Genomic DNA, 16,602 nt, shown 5'->3' with positions numbered 1-16,602 from the left:
GGGGCGGGAGCTCCGCTACCGGCCGTGAGCCCAGGACAGCAGGCGCCGGGGCTCGGGACGTGAGCGCCCATGCCGCAGCAACCGTAGTCCGCCGAGCAGCAGGCCCACGCCCACCACCGCCGCACGCAGGCCCCAGCGGGGCGGTGGCTTGCCCAGCCCATTCGTCACCCAGCCGCGCTCGGGGTACTCGCCCGAGGGACCCGCGGCCCCATACGCCTTCGCCATCCGCACCACCTGCGCCACGTGCAGCGCCTGGCGGTCCGTGTTCTGCGCTATCTGCTCGCGGCAGCTGAAGCCATCGGCGATGAGGAGTGTGTCCCTGGGCGTCTCGCGCACCTTGGGCAGCAGCACGCGCTCGCCCACCTTCTGGGACACCTCGTACTTCTCTCCCGCCTCGAAGCCGAACGAGCCCGCCATGCCGCAGCAGCCCGTCTCCGGCACCTCGTAGTCCAGGCCCAGCCTGTCCAGCAGGGACTTCTCGTCGGTGAGCTGGAAGAGCGACTTGTGGTGGCAGTGCCCATGCACCACCGCCTTCTTTTCCAGGCGCGGCAGGTGCGCGTCCTTCGCGTACTTGTCGAGGAACTCGCTGAAGAGGAACGTCTGGCGCCGCAGCTGCTCGGCCAGCCCCGCGTCCGGAAAGAGGTTGCGCAATTCATCGCGGAACACGGACACGCAGCTCGGCTCCAGTCCCACCAGCGGCACGCCTTCCTCGATGTACGGCTGCAGCCGGTGGAGCGTGCGCCGCAGCAGCCACTTCGCCGTGGGCAGCATCCCGAAGTCGTAGAGCGGCCGGCCGCAGCACAGGAAGCCCTGGGGCACCACCACCTCGAAGCCCGCGTCCTCCAGCACCTCCAGCGCCGAAACGGCCGTCTCCGGGAAGAAGTGGTTGTTGAAGGTGTCCGGCCACAGCATCACCCGCTGCCGGCCTCTCCCAGGCGACACCGGCCGGCGCGCCGCCCAATGCTGGAAGGACTCGGGGGCGAAGCGGGGCATCTTCCGCTCCGTCGCCATGCCTCCCAACTCCTGCAGCCATTCCTTGCTCGGCGAGTGCTGGGTGAGGAAGTTCACCGCCCCCGGCGCGAAGCTCGCCGCGCGAGCCCAGAACATGATGAGGCCCATGGCGTACGCGGGCCGCGGCCGCAGGTGCCCCTGGTAATAGTGCGAGAGGAACTCCGCCTTGAGCGTGGCCAGGTCCACGTTCACCGGGCAGTCGCCCTTGCAGCCCTTGCACGCCAGGCACAGGTCCAGCGACTCCTTCACGTTCTCGTCGCGCCAGCCCTTTCGAATCACCTGGCCCTGCAACATCTCGAAGAGCAGGTGCGCCCGGCCGCGCGTGGTGTGCTTCTCCTCCTTCGTCACCATGTAGCTGGGGCACATGGTGCCGCCGCTCTCCCGCCGGCACTTGCCCACGCCCACGCAGCGCTCGGTGGCGCGGCGCATCAGGCCACTGTCGTCCGGGTACTTGAAGTGCGTGGCGGGCTTCCACGTCCGCTGCTCGTAGTCCCGGCCCATGCGCAACTGCTGGTCGATGGGGTTGGGGTCCACCACCTTGCCCGGGTTCATCTTCCATTGGGGATCCCAGATGCCCTTGAACTCGCGGAAGGCGCGCACCAGCGTGGGGCCGAACATGCGCGGGAGGAACTCGGCGAGCGCCTGGCCATCCCCGTGCTCGCCCGACAACGAGCCTCCCATGGACACGCACAGGTCCACCGCCTCGCGCGTGAAGGCGCGGAAGTCGCGCAGGCCCCTGGCCGAGGCCAGGTCGAAGGTGATGCGGGTGTGGAGGCAGCCCTGGCCGAAGTGGCCGTAGAGCGAGCCGTCATAGCCATACGTGTCGTACAGCTTGCGGATGCCTCGCAGGTAGTCCCCCAGCTTCTCCGGTGGCACCGCCGAGTCCTCCCAGCCCGGCTGGGTGTCCTTCTCGCCGGGCACGCGCGCGGTGGCACCCAGGCCCGCCTCCCGCACCTCCCACACGTGCTGTATCTGCCGCTGCTCGGTGTAGAGCTTCTGGCTGGCCAGGTGGCGGTCCCGCTCCAGCGCCGCCATCACCTCGCGTGCCCGCTCAACGGCCTCTTCCTTCGTGTCGCCGCCCAGCTCGAGCATCAGGTAGGCCTTCCCCTCGGGCAGCAGGCCGATGAACTCCGCCTGCGAGCTCTTGGGGTGGAGCGACTCCATGCGGTTGGCCCGGCCCTTCACCAGCACGTCGTGGATGAGCTTGTGGTCCATCCCCTCCAGCGCGAGTGGATGGAAGCGCTCGGCCAGCATGCCGGCATGGTCGCCCGCCACGAAGATGTCGGGGTAGCCGAGCACCAGCACCACCCGGCACGGCGGGCTGTGGATGAGCCGCAGCTTCGCCTCGAGCACGGTGACGCACGTGCCCTCGGTGCCCACCAGGGCGCGCGCGAGGTTGAAGCCGTTCTCGGGCAGCAGCGCGTCGAGGTTGTAGCCGGAGATGCGGCGGATGAGGCGCGGGAAGCCGCGGCGGATGTCGTCCGCGTAGCGGTCCCGGAGGCCGCGCAGCGCGCGGTAGATTTCTCCGCGCCGGCCACCTGCCCGGATGATGGCCTGGAGCTCCTCCTCCGAGGTGGGGCCCACCTTCAGGCGCAGGCCGTCGTAGGTGAGCACGTCCAGCTCCAGCACGTTGTGGGCGACGGGCCCGGACATCTGCGCGTGGGAGCCGCACGAGTTGTTGCCAATCATTCCGCCCAGCGTGCAGTGGGAGTGCGTGGCCGGATCCGGGCCGAAGGTGAGGTGGTAGCGCTCGGCCTGCTCGCGCAAGTCGTCGAGCACGGCGCCGGGCTGCACGCGGGCCGTCTTGGTGCCGGGGTCCACCTCCAGCACCCGGTGGAGGTACTTCATCCAGTCGATGACCACGGCCACGTTGCAGGTCTGGCCGCAGAGGCTGGTGCCCCCGCCGCGCGACAGCAGCGGAGCGCCGTACTCGCGGCAGACGCGCACCGTCTGGACGACGTCCTCGATGCTCCGGGGAATGACGACGCCAATGGGCACCTGGCGGTAGTTGGACGCGTCCATGGCGTAGAGCGCGCGGGTGCCGTCGTCGAAGCGGACCTCGCCCCGCACGGCGCGGCGCAGCTCGGCCTCCAGGCCCCGCACGTCCACGGAGACCTCACCGCCTTGCGGCCCGGGTAGCACGTGCGCGAGGGGCCGCTTGCGCGACACCGTCGAGAGCGCACGTTGGATGGCATCCATGGGCCGCATGTCGGGCTCCTCCCCGTCCCCTGCCTCGCGGTGCGCGTAGGCACGGGTGTCACGGATGTGAAGCTACGCACCGGGACGGACGGGACACGCGGGGAGGACCGGCTGCGCCCGCTCGCCCGGCAGCCCTCGGGCGGAGGGGAGGAGGGCTCCCCGGGAGGACACTCCCCGGATGGGTTCCGCTCGCCGCGGAGACAACCCCAACTTGCCTGGTGCGATTTCACCGCATGGAGGATGGGGAACCCAGATGAGCGCCACCGTCAGCGACTACCTGCTCTATCGCCTCACGCAGTGGGGAATCCGCCGCATCTACGGGTATCCGGGGGATGGCATCAACGGCATCCTCGGCGCGCTGGGCCGCAACTCCGAGCTCCAATTCATCCAGACGCGCCACGAGGAGATGGCGGCCTTCATGGCGTGCGCCCATGCCAAGTTCACCGGCGAGCCGGGCGTGTGCCTGGCCACCTCGGGCCCCGGCGCCATCCACCTGCTCAACGGCCTCTATGACGCGAAGCTGGACCACCAGCCCGTGGTGGCCATCGTGGGCCAGCAGAAGAGCATGGGGCTGGGCGGCCACTACCAGCAGGAGGTGGACCTGCCGGTGCTCTTCAAGGACGTGGCGTCCGAGTACATCACCATGGTGACGCACCCCTCGGCCGTGCGCCACGCGGTGGACCGGGCCCTGCGCATCGCCCGGGCCGAGCGCACCGTGACGTGCGTCATCATCCCCAACGACATCCAGGAGGAGCCCTACCAGCCGCCTCCGCGCGTGCACGGCTCCATCCACTCCAGCGTGGGCTACAGCGAGCCGCGCGTGATTCCCCAGGAGAAGGACCTCAAGCGCGCCGCCGAGGTGCTCAACGCCGGCAAGAAGGTGGCGATGCTGGTGGGCGCTGGCGCCCTGCGCGCGGCGGATGAGCTCATCGAGGTGGCGGACCTCCTGGGCGCGGGCGTGGCCAAGGCGCTGCTGGGCAAGGCGGTGCTGCCCGACGAGCTGCCCTTCGTCACCGGCGCCATCGGCCTGCTGGGCACCCGCCCCAGCTGGGACATGATGATGGAGTGCGACACCCTGCTCATGGTGGGCACGAGCTTCCCCTACTCGGAGTTCCTCCCGCCCGAGGGCCAGGCGCGCGGCGTGCAGATTGATCTGGACGGCCGCATGCTCGCCATCCGCTACCCCATGGAGGTGCCGCTCACGGGCGATTCCAAGGAGACGCTGCGCGCGCTCATCCCCCTGCTCAAGCGCAAGGAGGACCGGAGCTGGCGTGACGGCCTCGAGAAGAGCATCCGCCAGTGGTGGAAGGCGGCGGAGGGCCTGGCGATGAAGGACGCCAACCCCCTCAACCCGCAGCGCGTCTTCTGGGAGCTGTCGCCGAAGCTGCCGGACGGCGTCATCCTCTCGTCGGACTCGGGCTCGGCGGCCAACTGGTTCGCGAGAGACCTGAAGGTCCGCAAGGGGATGATGGCGTCGCTGTCGGGCAACCTGGCCACCATGGGCTGCGGGGTGCCGTATGCCATTGGCGCGAAGTTCGCCTACCCGGACCGGCCCGTCATCGCCCTGGTGGGGGATGGCGCCATGCAGATGAACGGCAACGCCGAGCTCGTCACCGTCGCCAAGTACTGGAAGGAGTGGAAGGACCCACGCTTCATCGTGCTGGTGCTCAACAACCGCGACCTCAACCAGGTGACGTGGGAGCAGCGCGTGCTGGCGGGGGACCCGAAGCTCCCGGCCACGCAGGATCTGCCCGACTTCCCCTATGCCCGGTACGCCGAGTCCATCGGCCTGCGCGGCCTCCGCGTGGACAAGCCGGAGCAGGTGGCCCGCGCGTGGGAGCAGGCGTTGAGCTCGGACCGGCCGGTGGTGCTCGAGGCGTACACCGACCCGGACGTGCCGCCGCTGCCGCCGCACATCACCCTCGAGCAGGCGAAACACTTCACCCAGTCCATGATGAAGGGGGACGTGAACACGGGCGGCATCCTCAAGCAGTCCATCAAGGGCATGGTGGAGCAGCTCAAGCCGCACAAGAAGGAGTAGGGCCCACCCCTGGAGGTGTCCTCGTGAAGTTGGATCTCCCCTCGTTCCTACTCGGCTGTGGCGCGGGCGCGAGCACGCTGCTCTTCGGCAAGCGGCTGCGCCCGATCCTGCTGGAGGTGGCCACGGTCCTCTATCGCTTCACCGAGTCGGTGGTCACGAGGGCGTCGATGCACCAGGAGGACCTGTCGCACCTGGTGGCCGAGGCCCGCGCCCGGGCCCAGACGCGCCCGTACGCCGAGCCCGCGGCGGACCGCAAGCTGGCGCCGGTTTGAATCCCAGGGGCCCTCACCGCGCACGGCTTCCATGGCGGTGAGGGACTCCCCGGGACTCCGCGCGGCTCAGCGCCGCGAGGAGCGAGGACGGCGAGCGCGCGCGGGGGCGAGCGCCTTGCGCCGGCCGAGCAGGGCGGCCAGGGTCAGCGCGGCGGCGACGAGCAGGGGCGTTCCGCCGGTCGCGGAAGCACCGCAGCCCGCGGTGGGAGGCACCATGCCGGCCCCGAGCGACGAATCACCGGGGACGATGCCGCCCGGGCCCGGGAGGGAAGAATCCCCGGGGTCCGAGGGCAGCTGCGCGATGGGCCCCGTCGAGGGCTCGTCCTGGGGAGCGGACTGCCCGGGCGCTCCGGTGTCCGGGTTCGGCGCGGGGCCGGGCTCCGGGGTGGCGACGGCGGTGGACATCACGTCCTCCAGGCGCGTGGCCTGGACGAAGCCGTCGTGGAAGACGATGCCATCGGGCGAGATGGACTCGTCGCGGTAGAGGCCCAGCTTCAGGTAGTTGCCCTGGCCCGCGTACTGCGTGGCCACCATCGTCTTGGGCACGACGACCTGGCCGTCGTGGTACAGCTCCACGAAGCCGGCCTTCGGGTCGGGGGACCACTTCACGTGCAGCACGAAGTCGTTCCAGTGCTCGCGCTGCATGGGCGCGGTCCAGACGATCTTCCCGCTGCTGCCACCCAGGCGCAGCGTCAGCTTGTTGTTCACCACGTAGAACTCGAGCGGCGGAGAGCCACCGTTGCCATCGTGGTGCCACTGGGTGAAGAGGGCCCACTTCGGCGAGCTCGGGAAGCTGCTCGGGAAGAGGGTGCTCCACTTGTAGAAGAACTCGGAGCCCGCGGCCTCGCGCTTCAGGCTCAAAACCTCGTTGCGGTTGCCGCTGGCGTTGATGGGGTCATCGCCCTTGCGAACGGTGACCTTCATCGCGTAGCGGCCCTCTCGCACCGGCGAGCTGACCACCTGCAGGCGATCCGAGGCGACACTTTGCTCGCGATCCCACTGCGAGAGGTTTCCAGTCTCGAAATCACCCCGCCAGACGATGGAGGCGGAGGCAAGGGTGGGCAGTAGCAGGGCGAAGGGGGCAAGTCTCAGCAAACGCTTCAATCTCGGGCCTTTCGTTCCGTTGAGCCACCTCGGACAAATGGCGGCTCCCGAGACTTCCCCGCGTGCCTCCCTGTCAGCCCTCCTTGGAGCGGGTGCTGTCCCTCTTCCCCGGGCCCTGCTCGAGCACACGAGCGCCACGCAGTGGGCCCGCCCGGCGAGCGAGCGCGGCCCCCTGCCATTTCAGGCGTTTAGCGCCGCGGCGTGGTGGCGGAGGTGGTCCTCCATGAACGTCGAGACGAAGTAGTAGCCGTGGTCGTAGCCCTCGTGGAAACGGAGCGTCAGGGGCTGCCCCGTCTGCTCGCAGGTCTCCCGGAGGAGCTCGGGTTTGAGCTGCTCGGCGAGGAACTTGTCGCGGGTGCCCTGGTCCACGAGGAGGTGCGGAAGCCGCGCGCCCGCGCGGAGGAGCTCGGTGGCGTCCCACGCGCGCCAGGCCTCGGTGTCCGGCCCGAAGTAGGTGCCGAAGGCCTTCTGTCCCCAGGGGCAGCGCATGGGGGCGCAGATGGGGGCGAAGGCGGAGACGGAGCGGTAGCGGCCGGGCTGGCGCAGGGCGGAGACGAGCGCGCCGTGTCCGCCCATGGAGTGGCCGAAGAGTCCCTCGCGGTCCATGCGAGCGGGGAAGTTGCGGCCCACCAACTCCGGCAGCTCGCGGGTGACGTAGCTGAACATGTGGAAGCGCGAGCTCCAGGGCGGCCGCGTGGCATCCACATAGAAGCCGGCGGCGGTGCCCACCTCCCAGTCCGCGTCCTCCTTCTCGATACCGGTGTTGCGCGGGCTGGTGTCGGGGACCACGAGCATCAGCCCGAGCTCGGCGGCGAGCCGCTGTGCCCCGGCCTTGATCTGGAAGGTCTCCTCGGTGCACGTGAGGCCGGAGAGGTAGTAGAGGACGGGCACCTTGCCTGCCCGCGACTGGGGAGGCAGGTAGACGGAGAAGCGCATCTCGCCGCCACACACCTCCGAGTCGTGCCGGTAGTAGGCGACGGTGCCGCCGAAGCAGGAGTGCTCGGAGGAGAGCCGGAGCTTCGCGTCCATCCTCTAGTACCTCACCACGGCGCGGATGGACTCGCCCCGGTGCATGAGGTCGAAGCCCTCGTTGATGCGCTCGAGCGGCAGCGTATGGGTGATGAGCGGGTCGACCTGAATCTTGCCCTCCATGTACCAGTCGACGATGCGGGGCACGTCCGTGCGGCCCCGCGCGCCGCCGAAGGCACTGCCCTTCCACACGCGCCCGGTGACGAGCTGGAAGGGACGGGTGCGGATTTCTTCTCCCGCGGCGGCCACGCCGATGACGATGCTCTCGCCCCAACCGCGGTGGCAGCACTCGAGCGCCTGGCGCATGGTGTTCACATTGCCGATGCACTCGAAGCTGTAGTCGGCGCCGCCATTGGTGAGGTTGACGAGGTAGGGCACCAGGTCCGCGCCCACCTCGCTCGGGTTGACGAAGTGGGTGAGGCCGAACTTCTCCGCGATGGCCTTGCGCGAGGGATTGAGGTCCACGCCGACAATCTGATCCGCGCCCACCATGCGGCACGCCTGCACCACGTTGAGGCCGATGCCGCCGAGCCCGAAGACGACCACGCGCGCGCCCGCCTCCACCTTCGCGGTGTAGACGACGGCGCCCACGCCCGTGGTGACGCCGCAGCCGATGTAACAGACCTTGTCGAAGGGCGCGTCCTCGCGAATCTTCGCCACCGCTATCTCCGGGAGCACCGTGTGGCTCGCGAAGGTGGACGTGCCCATGTAGTGGTAGACGGGCTCCTTGCCGATGCGGAAGCGGCTGGTGCCGTCCGGCATGAGGCCCTTGCCCTGCGTGGCGCGGATGGCCGTGCACAGGTTCGTCTTGCGCGACAGGCACGACTTACACTGGCGGCACTCGGGCGTGTAGAGCGGGATGACGTGGTCGCCCTTCTTCACCGAGGTGACGCCGGGCCCCACGTCCACCACCACCCCCGCGCCCTCGTGGCCGAGGATGCAGGGAAAGAGGCCCTCGGAGTCCTTGCCCGACAGCGTGTACGCGTCCGTGTGGCAGATGCCCGTGGCCTTCAGCTCGATGAGCACCTCGCCGGCCCTGGGCCCCTCGAGGTGCACCGTCTCGATGCGAAGGGGCTTCCCTGGTTCGACTGCCACCGCGGCCTTGATGTCCATACCCGTGTCCTCCGGTTGCGAGATGTAGCGGGGAGCGGCGCAGGATAGCGGGCACGCACGGGGCCAGGGGCTTCATCGGCCGAAGAATTGCGCTTCCCGACAGGCGCGGTAACACATGGTCGGATACGCGGTGGAATCGAGGAGCACCGGACGAAGCGCATGAGAAGCGTGGCCGACAGAGCGGGAGCGGGCGTGCGGCCCGGCGGGACGGGTGTCCTGCTGGTGGCGCTGCTGCTCGCCGTGTCGGCTTCCGGGTGCACCCGTTTCGACGAGTCCATTGATTCGCTCACCCTCCAATTGGAGGAGCTGAGCCGGGCCACTCCCGCTGTGCACCGTGCCTCGGTGCGCGAGCCGGTGGCCCCAGAGAGCGTCGCCCGGGTCCGGGGGATGCTCATCGCGGGCCTCGCTGCCGTTCGCGAGGAAGACCCGCCCAGGCCAGTGGGTACCGAGCTCCGTCGGTCCCCCCCGGGCCCGGAGGCCACGCCTCCGAGGCAGGCCCGGAGAGCCGAGCACCCGCAGGTGAAGCCGGTGCTTCGTGTCGCAATCGCCGTCGGAGCACCGCGCCAGCCGGTCAACACTGGCCGCGGTCGGGGGATGTTGCCGGGAGTCGTCCGGGGCCGGGGAATTGATTCCACCGAGCCGTCGGACCTCGCGCGCCCGTTGCCGGGTGGCACATCCCTGTGGGCTGGAGGTGTCCTGCCAGACACTCTCCGATCGCGGCCGGGCCCCGAGCCCTCTGGGACACTTGTTGCCGCGAAGCCTCGTCCCCACCTCCTCGCGCACCTCGAAACCGCCAGGGCTCCTGACGGGACGCCGGGCGTGGAGAGGTGGAGGAGGCGCTCACATGAAGCGGGGAGCGGTGAACCGGGCCACGAGGACGTGTGTGCTCGCGGGAGCTGTGTGGCTTCCGGCGGCGGCGTGGGCGAACCCGCCCAATCTGTCGTTTCCGGTGGTCCTCCCCGAAGGCGCGGGCCTCTCATTGCGCACGGGCCCGACGGCCCCGCGCCTCGAGGGCCATTGGTGGTACGGCTGGAGCGAGGGACAGGAGACGGTGGTCTGCGCCCCGAGCACCTGTACGCCTCCGCCCGGCGTGGACGTGTGGCGCGTGTACCCCCAGGACGAGGGGGGCTATTGGCGTGCGGGTGTGCGGGCGGGGACGCCAGGCGCGAGCGTGGACGTGTCCGAGGTGGACTGGAGCGACGCGCTCGAGAACACCACCTGGAGCACCGCGTCCGCCGTCCGCGTGGAGACCACGCTGTACACCGCGCTCGCCGAGCCCTTGCCGGCCTACGAGATGCTGCACCTCTATGGCCAGGGGAACCGGGAGATGCGGGGCGTGGTGGCCTCGAACACGGAGCCGTCGCTTCCCTCGCTCACCGAGAGCGGGGACGCGACTGTCGTCACGCCGTGTGCGCGGCTCACCCTCCAGAAGCTGGAGGCGTCGGACAGCGCCACCCGTCCGTCCTCGGAGCGTTTCCATTGGAACGCGGCCGTGGGCGAATGGAGTGGGGCGGCGTACACGCTCGTCAACAGCGCGCTCTGGGAGAAGGCTGAGCGGGGCCACGGGGACGGCCTGTCAGCCGAGGTGGACATCGGCGGCAGGGCGCTCTTCCGGTACGACTGGGAGCCGGGGCGTGCCGCGTTGCCCTCGCACGTGAGCGCCGCGGGCTGGTACCGCCTGACGTTCAGCCTGGATGGGAGCGTCGCGGGCGGCAAGCGCTGCGGGGCGTACGTGCTCAATACCTCGATGACCGAAGCGGAGGTCGAGGTGGGCGAGCAGTACCCGGCCGTGGTCGATCCGGTGTGGAACCTGTCCTATCTGGATGTCTACGTACGCCAGAAGGACTGAACCCGTGCGGTAGGAATCCCCCTGATGCCCCCGGCTGCGCGTGGGAGGGCACGTGAGGTAGCCTCGGGCGCCTCATCTTCACCTCCCCGGGGGGACTCCACATGACCGCTCGTTTGAACCTCTTCGCGCCCGAGTTCCGGGCCGACCCCTATCCCATCTTCGCCGAGCTGCGCCGTCAGCCCACGCTCGCCCGGGTGGAGCCGATCGGCTTCTGGGGCATCACCCGCTACGCCGACGCCCTGGAGGTCTTCAAGAACCCCCAGCTCTTCACCTCCACGGGTCAGGCGGCCATCGCGGAGCCCGCCTGGCTGGGGCAGCGCAACCCGTTCGCGCACTCCGTGGTCATGTTGGATCCTCCCCGGCACACCCGTCTGCGGGCGCTCGTCAACCGCGCCTTCGGCCAGGCCGCCCTGAGCCGGTTGGAGCCGCGCATCCGCGCCTACGCCCAGCAGGCCGCCGCCGAGCTGCCCCTCGGCCGGCTCGTGGACTTCATCGACTCCTTCGCCCTGCGCGTGCCCGCCGCCGTCATCGGCGAGCTGCTCGGCCTGGACGCCTCGCTGCACCCGCGCTTCAAGCGCTGGGCGGACGACATCGTCCACACCACCTCCACCCCCCCGGATGCCCATGAAATGCAGGCGCGGATCCGTGCCACCTACCAGGAGATGCAGCAGTACCTGGGCGAGGTGTTGGAGGACCGCCGCCGCTCCCCCCGCGAGGACATGGTGAGCGATCTGCTCGCCGCCCGCGTGGACGGCGAGTCCCTCACCGGGGAGGAGCTGATGGGCTTCCTCTTCCTGCTGCTCGTCGCGGGCCTGGAGACCACCGTGCACCTGCTGGCGCACTCCGCCCTGGTGCTGTCGGAGCGCCCGGACGTGCTCGCCCGCGTGCGCGCGGACCGCTCGCTCCTCCCGCGCTTCGTGGAGGAGGTGCTGCGCTTCGCGGCGCCCGCCCAGACGGCGGTGCGCAGCACCACGGCCGACACGGAGCTCTCGGGCACCCGCCTGCCGGCCGGCTCCCATATCCTGCTGTTCCTGGGCGCCATCTCCCGCGACGAGGCGCAGTTCCCCAACGGAGACCGCTTCGACCTGGATCGCGAGGGCCAGGCAAACATGCCCTTCGGCCACGGCATCCACTTCTGCCTCGGTGCCCCGCTGGCCCGGCTGGAGGCGCGGCTCGCCCTGGAGGCGCTGTTCGACCGGTGCGGCGGGCTGGAGGGCGACGCCGGGCCAGTGCAGTGGAACGAGTCCATCACCGTGCGCGGGCCCAAGGTGCTGCCGCTCACGCTGCGGCCCGCGTGAGGCCGGTGTTCGCCCCGGAGTGGCCCCTCGGACTGTCCTGGAGGCGATGAACGCGTACGACCCGGGTGCGGCTCGTGCACCCGGGAGCGCGCGAAGTGTCGCCCGGTGCGACCTCTCCCCACGCTCGTCCCCTTGATGACGCCTCCGGTCGTGCCGAACTTCGGCGCGGGCAACCGGGCAGGTGGGCGAGGGGGCGAGCATGAAGCGGGGAGAGGGCGACAGGCGCGGCCTCAAGGGCACCTGCGGAGTGCTCACATGGTTACTGCTGAGCGCCTGTGGGCCCGCGACACCGGCGGAGACGCGGTCCCCCGACTCGTCCGTGCCTCCCGGGGCGCGGCCTGTCCCGGCGGAGCAGACGCCTCCTGGCGAGCAGCCCGCCCCGGAGGAGCCCACGCTCCCGGAACCCACGGGACGCAGTTGGTACGTGAGCACGAAGGGCTCGGACGCGGGGGCGGGCACGCAGGAGTCCCCGCTGCGCACCCTTGGCCGGGCGGTGGCGCTGGCCCAGCCGGGGGAAGTCATCCGGGTGCTGCCGGGCGTGTACGCGGAGCAGCTGCTCCTCGAGTCCCGGGGCGAGGGGGCCCAGGCCATCATCCTGCGCGGAGAGGGCACGCCGCGGCCCACCCTCGTTCCGAGTGACAGGGCCCGGAGCTCGGTCATCCTCGTGCGGGGGCGGTGGATCCTGGAGAACCTGCACGTCGACGTGGGCGGTGCGCCCATGATGGCCGTCACCTTCGAGAGCGGCGCCACGGGCTCCTTCCTGGCCGGCAGCGAGCTGAACGGTGGGACGTCGGGCGCGGGCGTGCTCGTGGAGGGCCCGGCGCACGTCACGATTCAAGACAACCACCTGCACCACTTCATCAAGTCGGGAGATGACTCGCATGGCGTGGCGGTGGTGGGCCCGTCGCGAGACATCGTCATCCGGCGCAATGACATCCATCACACCTCGGGCGACTCCATCCAATGCGAGGGGGAGGTACCCGCGGTGGCCCTGCGCATCGAGGGCAATCAATTGCACGATGAAGGGGAGAACGGGGTGGACCTGAAGAGGTGCCAGGACGTTCTCGTGCGAGGCAACCAGCTCTGGGGCTTTCCGAACACGGCCATTCGCGAGCCAGGGAGCTCGGCCGGCGAGGCGGTGGTCATCCACGAGTCCGCCCGGGGTGTCGTCATCGAGGGCAACACCCTGTCGCGCGCGGGCCGGGGCGTCTCCGTGTTGAGCGGAGAGGACATCCGGGTGGAGGGCAATACGCTGCGGGAGATCCGCAACTTCCCCGAGGGCAACGGCCAGGGCATCCGCATCGCGGGGGGCAGGAACGTGCAGGTGGTGGACAACACCGTGGAGGGCTCGGCCAGCTATGGGTTGATGCTGGCGGCCGATGGCGAGGCCGTCACCGGACTCACGGTGAGGAACAACCGGTTGTGCACGGGCACGCAGCCGCTGCTGCTGCGGCTCGGTTCCGAGTCCTTCCGCCCCGGGCTGCGCATGGACACGAACCACTACGCTCCGGGCGGCGTGCTGAAGGCCGATGGCGTAAGAGAGACGCTCACGGGAGCGCTCACGGCCTTCCAGGCGGATTTCTCCGGAGAGCAACTCCTGCTCTCGTCACAGGAGCGGCTCGAGGTGTGGCAGCGGGTGCTCGGAGTGGATGAGGACTCCTCGCTGCTGGAGTGAGCGGAGTCAGGCCGAGGGCCTGCCCTCGCCGAGGAAGCGGGCCCTCAAGGTGCGGACCACCTCGGTGTCCCAGCGTGCGGAGAGCAGCTCCACGGCGGTGCGGCGGTAGCGCAGCGCGCACGCGAGGCACACCAGCGTGGCCCCCAGCCCGATGACGCTGTTCTGCCAGGACGCCAGGTCCCACTGGCCGTCCCAGTACCACTCGCGCAGGCTCGTGGGCCAGAAGTACCAGAGCGGCCAGCCCGGGCCGCTGCCCGCGAGGTCACACAGCAGGTGCAGGTGGAAGGCCCCCAGCGCCAGGGCCGCCACCGCGAGCTTCCTCCGGGCCAGCGCCGCGCACACCGCCGCGGTCACCAGCGCGCCCACGTACCCGTGGAAGAGCAGGTGGTGGTAGCGCGCGTACAGCTCGCCTCCGCCGAGGATGCTCAGCCCGTCCAGGTCCGGCGCCAGCCCCGCGCAGGCCACGAGCACCCGGTCCCTCCGGGCCTCCAGGCGCTGCGCCATCAACCAGGACAGCTCGGCGTGAACGATGGGATTCATGCGCTGGGCCCGGCGCTCAGGCGACGTCCGGGGGCGTGTCGTAGTCGGGCGTCAGGTCAATCACATACACCGTGAGCAGGTGGTAGATGATGACGTTGCTCACCCAGAAGAAGATGGCGGGGAAGCTCACGTACACCAGCAGCGTGCCCGGCCACACCTGCAGGTGCTTGCCGAGGAGCACCACCGGGAGGAAGCCGCCCACCCACTCGCCGGCCCAGCACACCACCGAGGCGATGGCGATGCGCGTCCAGAGCTTCACGCCCTTGGGGTAGAACCAGTAGTAGTGCAGCGTCCACATCAGGAACACCGCGCCCGCCCACAGCGCCATGCTCCCGAACGAGAACCAACCGTAGTCCGAGTCCGGGTACACCCAGCCGTACGTCCCGTTCACCGCCTTCCAGGCCTGGTTCTGGCTCAGCTCCAGCAGCCACAGCAGCGGCGCGATGTAGAGAATCTGGGTGGCCAGCACCCGCGCGTAGAGGTGGAACGACCGGCGTTGGGAGTCGGCTGTCAGGGCAATCGCATTCATCGGGTTCCCCGGGAAAGGAAGGACTGGGTGACGTAACGGCCGCTGCATGCACCGACCCCGTCCCCCGCTGCTTCCCTCTGGCCGTCAACCGCTTCCATTCTGGCGCCAAACCCGTGCGGTTTTCCACTCCCCGACAGTTCTTCCCGGTGTGTGGGGCGTCCCCGTGGCAGGCTCCCGGGGCCTTTCCCGACAGGAGCGAGTCATGTCCTCACCCTCACCGCGCAACATGACCGACTACGAGGCGACCTACCGCGGCTTCAAGTGGGAGCGCCCCGAGTTCTTCAACTTCGCCACGGACTTCGTCGACCGCTGGGCCCGCGAGCGCCCCGACGCGCCCGCCCTCCAGTGGAGCGACGAGGCGGGCAATGTCCGGCTCTTCAGCTGGAAGGAGGTGAAGCAGCACTCGCTGCACGCGGCGCAATTCCTCGCGAGCCTGGGGCTGCGCAAGGGCGACCGCGTCTTCGTGATGATGCCGCGCATTCCGGAGTGGTGGTTCCTCACGCTGGGCTGCATCCGCGCGGGCATCGTCTTCATGCCGGGCACGCCGATGCTCACCGCCAAGGACATCCGCTACCGGCTGCTGGCGGCGGAGGCCAACGGCGTCATCACGGACGCGAGCTGCCTGGACAAGTTCGAGGGCCTGGTGGGCACGGGCCGGGTGGAGACGTGGGTGGCGGTCGGCCAGGCGCCCTCTCCCTGGGTGGGCTACGCGCCGGGCGGGGCGGGCACGGGCCAGCACGGGGCCGGCTTCGAGCGCACGCGGGCGGATGACCCGATGCTCATCTACTTCACCTCGGGCACCACGGGCATGCCGAAGATGATGCAGCACACGCAGGCCAGCTACGGCCTGGGACACCAGATTACAGGGCGCTACTGGCTGGATTTGACGCCGGAGGACCGGCACCTGACGCTGTCGGACACGGGCTGGGCCAAGTGCGCGTGGGGCAAGCTGTTCGGCCCGTGGAGCCAGGGCGCGTGCAACGTGGTGTACGACTTCCGCGGCCGGTTCGACGCGGCGCGGATTCTGCGGGTGCTCGAGCGGCAGAAGGTGACGACGTTCTGCGCGCCGCCCACGGCGTGGCGGGCCATCGTGCTGCAGGACCTGTCGCAGTACGATCTGTCGTCGCTGCGGCACGTGCTGAGCGCGGGCGAGCCGCTCAACCCCGAGGTCATCGACACGGTGAAGCAGGCCACGGGGCTGTACATCCGCGAGGGCTACGGGCAGACGGAGTCGGTGGTGGTGGTGGGGATGTTCTCCGCGCTGGAGCCGAAGGCGGGCTCGATGGGCAAGCCGTCACCGGGCTTCGACGTGTCGGTCATCGACCAGGACGGCAAGGAGCTGCCGGCGGGCCAGGAGGGAGACATCGCGGTGAGGGTGAAGCCGGAGAAGCCGGTGGGCCTCTTCGACGGCTACCTCAACGACGACGCGTCCAACGAGGTGTCCTTCCGGGGCGACTGGTACGTGACGGGAGACCGGGCGGTGAAGGACGCGGAGGGGTACTTCTGGTTCGTGGGGAGGCGCGACGACGTCATCAAGACCTCGGGCTACCGGGTGGGGCCGTTCGAGGTGGAGTCGGCGCTGCTGGAGCACGCGGCGGTGGCCGAGTCGGCGGTGGTGGGCGTGCCGGACGAGCGGATTGGCCAGCGCATCAAGGCGTACGTGGTGCTGGCGCCGGGCTTCAAGGCCTCGGACGCGCTCGCGGAGGAACTCCAGGAGTACGTGAAGAAGACGACGGCGCCCTACAAGTACCCGAGGGAGATCGAGTTCGTGACGGAGCTCCCGAAGACGGTGAGCGGTAAAATCCGCCGCACCGATCTGCGGGCGATGGCGCAGCAGAAGAAGGACTGAGCCCCTCACCCCTCTCCCCCCGGGCTGAGGATTGCACACGCAGAGGGAGAGAGGGAGCAAGGGGTGAGCACGTTGGACGGCGCATGACGTGCG

At 69.9% G+C, this 16,602-nt stretch carries 12 protein-coding genes; 6 read left to right on the top strand and 6 right to left on the bottom strand.

Annotation, left to right across the window (positions count from 1 at the left end; translation table 11 throughout):
* Nucleotides 1–15: 15 nt before the first annotated feature.
* Nucleotides 16–3,219: an FAD-binding and (Fe-S)-binding domain-containing protein gene (locus ACJ8AN_RS39870; RefSeq protein WP_407760871.1), complete on the bottom strand. Its 3,204-nt coding sequence runs from the start codon at nucleotides 3,217–3,219 to the stop codon at nucleotides 16–18.
* A 244-nt stretch (nucleotides 3,220–3,463) separates the two neighbouring features.
* Here ACJ8AN_RS39870 and ACJ8AN_RS39865 point away from each other — a divergent pair, with 244 nt between their 5' ends.
* Both ACJ8AN_RS39865 and ACJ8AN_RS39860 read left to right on the top strand, forming a co-directional pair.
* Nucleotides 3,464–5,251 (top strand): thiamine pyrophosphate-requiring protein, encoded by a 1,788-nt coding sequence (locus ACJ8AN_RS39865; RefSeq protein WP_407760870.1) that lies wholly within the window; start codon nucleotides 3,464–3,466, stop codon nucleotides 5,249–5,251.
* Between the two features lie 23 nt (nucleotides 5,252–5,274).
* Nucleotides 5,275–5,523, top strand: a complete 249-nt coding sequence (locus ACJ8AN_RS39860) for a hypothetical protein (RefSeq protein WP_407760869.1) — start codon at nucleotides 5,275–5,277, stop codon at nucleotides 5,521–5,523.
* A gap of 66 nt (nucleotides 5,524–5,589) precedes the next feature.
* Here ACJ8AN_RS39860 and ACJ8AN_RS39855 read toward each other — a convergent pair whose 3' ends face one another.
* From ACJ8AN_RS39855 to ACJ8AN_RS39845, 3 genes are all read right to left on the bottom strand, one after another.
* Entirely contained in the window at nucleotides 5,590–6,627 is a 1,038-nt protein-coding gene (locus ACJ8AN_RS39855) for a heparin lyase I family protein (RefSeq protein WP_407760868.1), read from the bottom strand.
* 180 nt (nucleotides 6,628–6,807) lie between these two features.
* The gene (gene fghA, locus ACJ8AN_RS39850) at nucleotides 6,808–7,656 is read right to left on the bottom strand and encodes an S-formylglutathione hydrolase (RefSeq protein ID WP_407760867.1); all 849 of its coding nucleotides are present in this window, start codon (nucleotides 7,654–7,656) and stop codon (nucleotides 6,808–6,810) included.
* Between the two features lie 3 nt (nucleotides 7,657–7,659).
* Nucleotides 7,660–8,769, bottom strand: a complete 1,110-nt coding sequence (locus ACJ8AN_RS39845; protein WP_407760866.1) for an S-(hydroxymethyl)glutathione dehydrogenase/class III alcohol dehydrogenase — start codon at nucleotides 8,767–8,769, stop codon at nucleotides 7,660–7,662.
* Nucleotides 8,770–9,613: 844 nt separating this feature from the next.
* Between ACJ8AN_RS39845 and ACJ8AN_RS39840 the strand changes: the two genes are divergently transcribed.
* The 3 genes from ACJ8AN_RS39840 to ACJ8AN_RS39830 all read left to right on the top strand — a co-directional run bounded on the left by ACJ8AN_RS39840 (nucleotide 9,614) and on the right by ACJ8AN_RS39830 (nucleotide 13,591).
* Nucleotides 9,614–10,618 carry a hypothetical protein gene (locus ACJ8AN_RS39840; RefSeq protein ID WP_407760865.1) on the top strand — a complete coding sequence of 335 codons (1,005 nt, stop codon included), beginning with the start codon at nucleotides 9,614–9,616 and terminating at the stop codon, nucleotides 10,616–10,618.
* 101 nt (nucleotides 10,619–10,719) lie between these two features.
* Nucleotides 10,720–11,916: a cytochrome P450 gene (locus ACJ8AN_RS39835; protein ID WP_407760864.1), complete on the top strand. Its 1,197-nt coding sequence runs from the start codon at nucleotides 10,720–10,722 to the stop codon at nucleotides 11,914–11,916.
* Between the two features lie 199 nt (nucleotides 11,917–12,115).
* Nucleotides 12,116–13,591, top strand: a complete 1,476-nt coding sequence (locus ACJ8AN_RS39830) for a right-handed parallel beta-helix repeat-containing protein (RefSeq protein WP_407760863.1) — start codon at nucleotides 12,116–12,118, stop codon at nucleotides 13,589–13,591.
* Nucleotides 13,592–13,597: 6 nt separating this feature from the next.
* On the opposite strand, the gene ACJ8AN_RS39825 is transcribed toward ACJ8AN_RS39830, so the two are convergent.
* Together ACJ8AN_RS39825 and ACJ8AN_RS39820 are read right to left on the bottom strand one after the other, a co-directional pair.
* Nucleotides 13,598–14,131 (bottom strand): hypothetical protein, encoded by a 534-nt coding sequence (locus ACJ8AN_RS39825; protein WP_407760862.1) that lies wholly within the window; start codon nucleotides 14,129–14,131, stop codon nucleotides 13,598–13,600.
* Between the two features lie 16 nt (nucleotides 14,132–14,147).
* Nucleotides 14,148–14,660: a hypothetical protein gene (locus ACJ8AN_RS39820; protein WP_407760861.1), complete on the bottom strand. Its 513-nt coding sequence runs from the start codon at nucleotides 14,658–14,660 to the stop codon at nucleotides 14,148–14,150.
* Nucleotides 14,661–14,862: 202 nt separating this feature from the next.
* Here ACJ8AN_RS39820 and ACJ8AN_RS39815 point away from each other — a divergent pair, with 202 nt between their 5' ends.
* On the top strand, nucleotides 14,863–16,509 hold the full coding sequence (locus tag ACJ8AN_RS39815) for an acyl-CoA synthetase (RefSeq protein ID WP_407760860.1): 1,647 nt from the start codon (nucleotides 14,863–14,865) through the stop codon (nucleotides 16,507–16,509).
* Nucleotides 16,510–16,602: the final 93 nt, after the last annotated feature.

It is taken from the genome of Archangium sp. (assembly GCF_045802675.1).
Classification (GTDB): domain Bacteria; phylum Myxococcota; class Myxococcia; order Myxococcales; family Myxococcaceae; genus Archangium.
The sequence above is the reverse complement of the archived record's forward strand: the minus strand, read 5'-3'. Positions and strand labels throughout refer to the sequence as shown.

Excerpts from the sequence above, each read along its gene's own strand:
- ACJ8AN_RS39845 (WP_407760866.1), bottom strand. The coding sequence starts at position 8,769 with ATGGACATCAAGGCCGCGGTGGCAGTCGAACCAGGGAAGCCCCTTCGC.
- ACJ8AN_RS39825 (WP_407760862.1), bottom strand. The coding sequence starts at position 14,131 with ATGAATCCCATCGTTCACGCCGAGCTGTCCTGGTTGATGGCGCAGCGC.
- ACJ8AN_RS39815 (WP_407760860.1), top strand. The coding sequence starts at position 14,863 with ATGTCCTCACCCTCACCGCGCAACATGACCGACTACGAGGCGACCTAC.
- ACJ8AN_RS39830 (WP_407760863.1), top strand. The coding sequence starts at position 12,116 with ATGAAGCGGGGAGAGGGCGACAGGCGCGGCCTCAAGGGCACCTGCGGA.
- ACJ8AN_RS39840 (WP_407760865.1), top strand. The coding sequence starts at position 9,614 with ATGAAGCGGGGAGCGGTGAACCGGGCCACGAGGACGTGTGTGCTCGCG.
- ACJ8AN_RS39865 (WP_407760870.1), top strand. The coding sequence starts at position 3,464 with ATGAGCGCCACCGTCAGCGACTACCTGCTCTATCGCCTCACGCAGTGG.
- fghA (WP_407760867.1), bottom strand. The coding sequence starts at position 7,656 with ATGGACGCGAAGCTCCGGCTCTCCTCCGAGCACTCCTGCTTCGGCGGC.
- ACJ8AN_RS39870 (WP_407760871.1), bottom strand. The coding sequence starts at position 3,219 with ATGCGGCCCATGGATGCCATCCAACGTGCGCTCTCGACGGTGTCGCGC.
- ACJ8AN_RS39820 (WP_407760861.1), bottom strand. The coding sequence starts at position 14,660 with ATGAATGCGATTGCCCTGACAGCCGACTCCCAACGCCGGTCGTTCCAC.
- ACJ8AN_RS39835 (WP_407760864.1), top strand. The coding sequence starts at position 10,720 with ATGACCGCTCGTTTGAACCTCTTCGCGCCCGAGTTCCGGGCCGACCCC.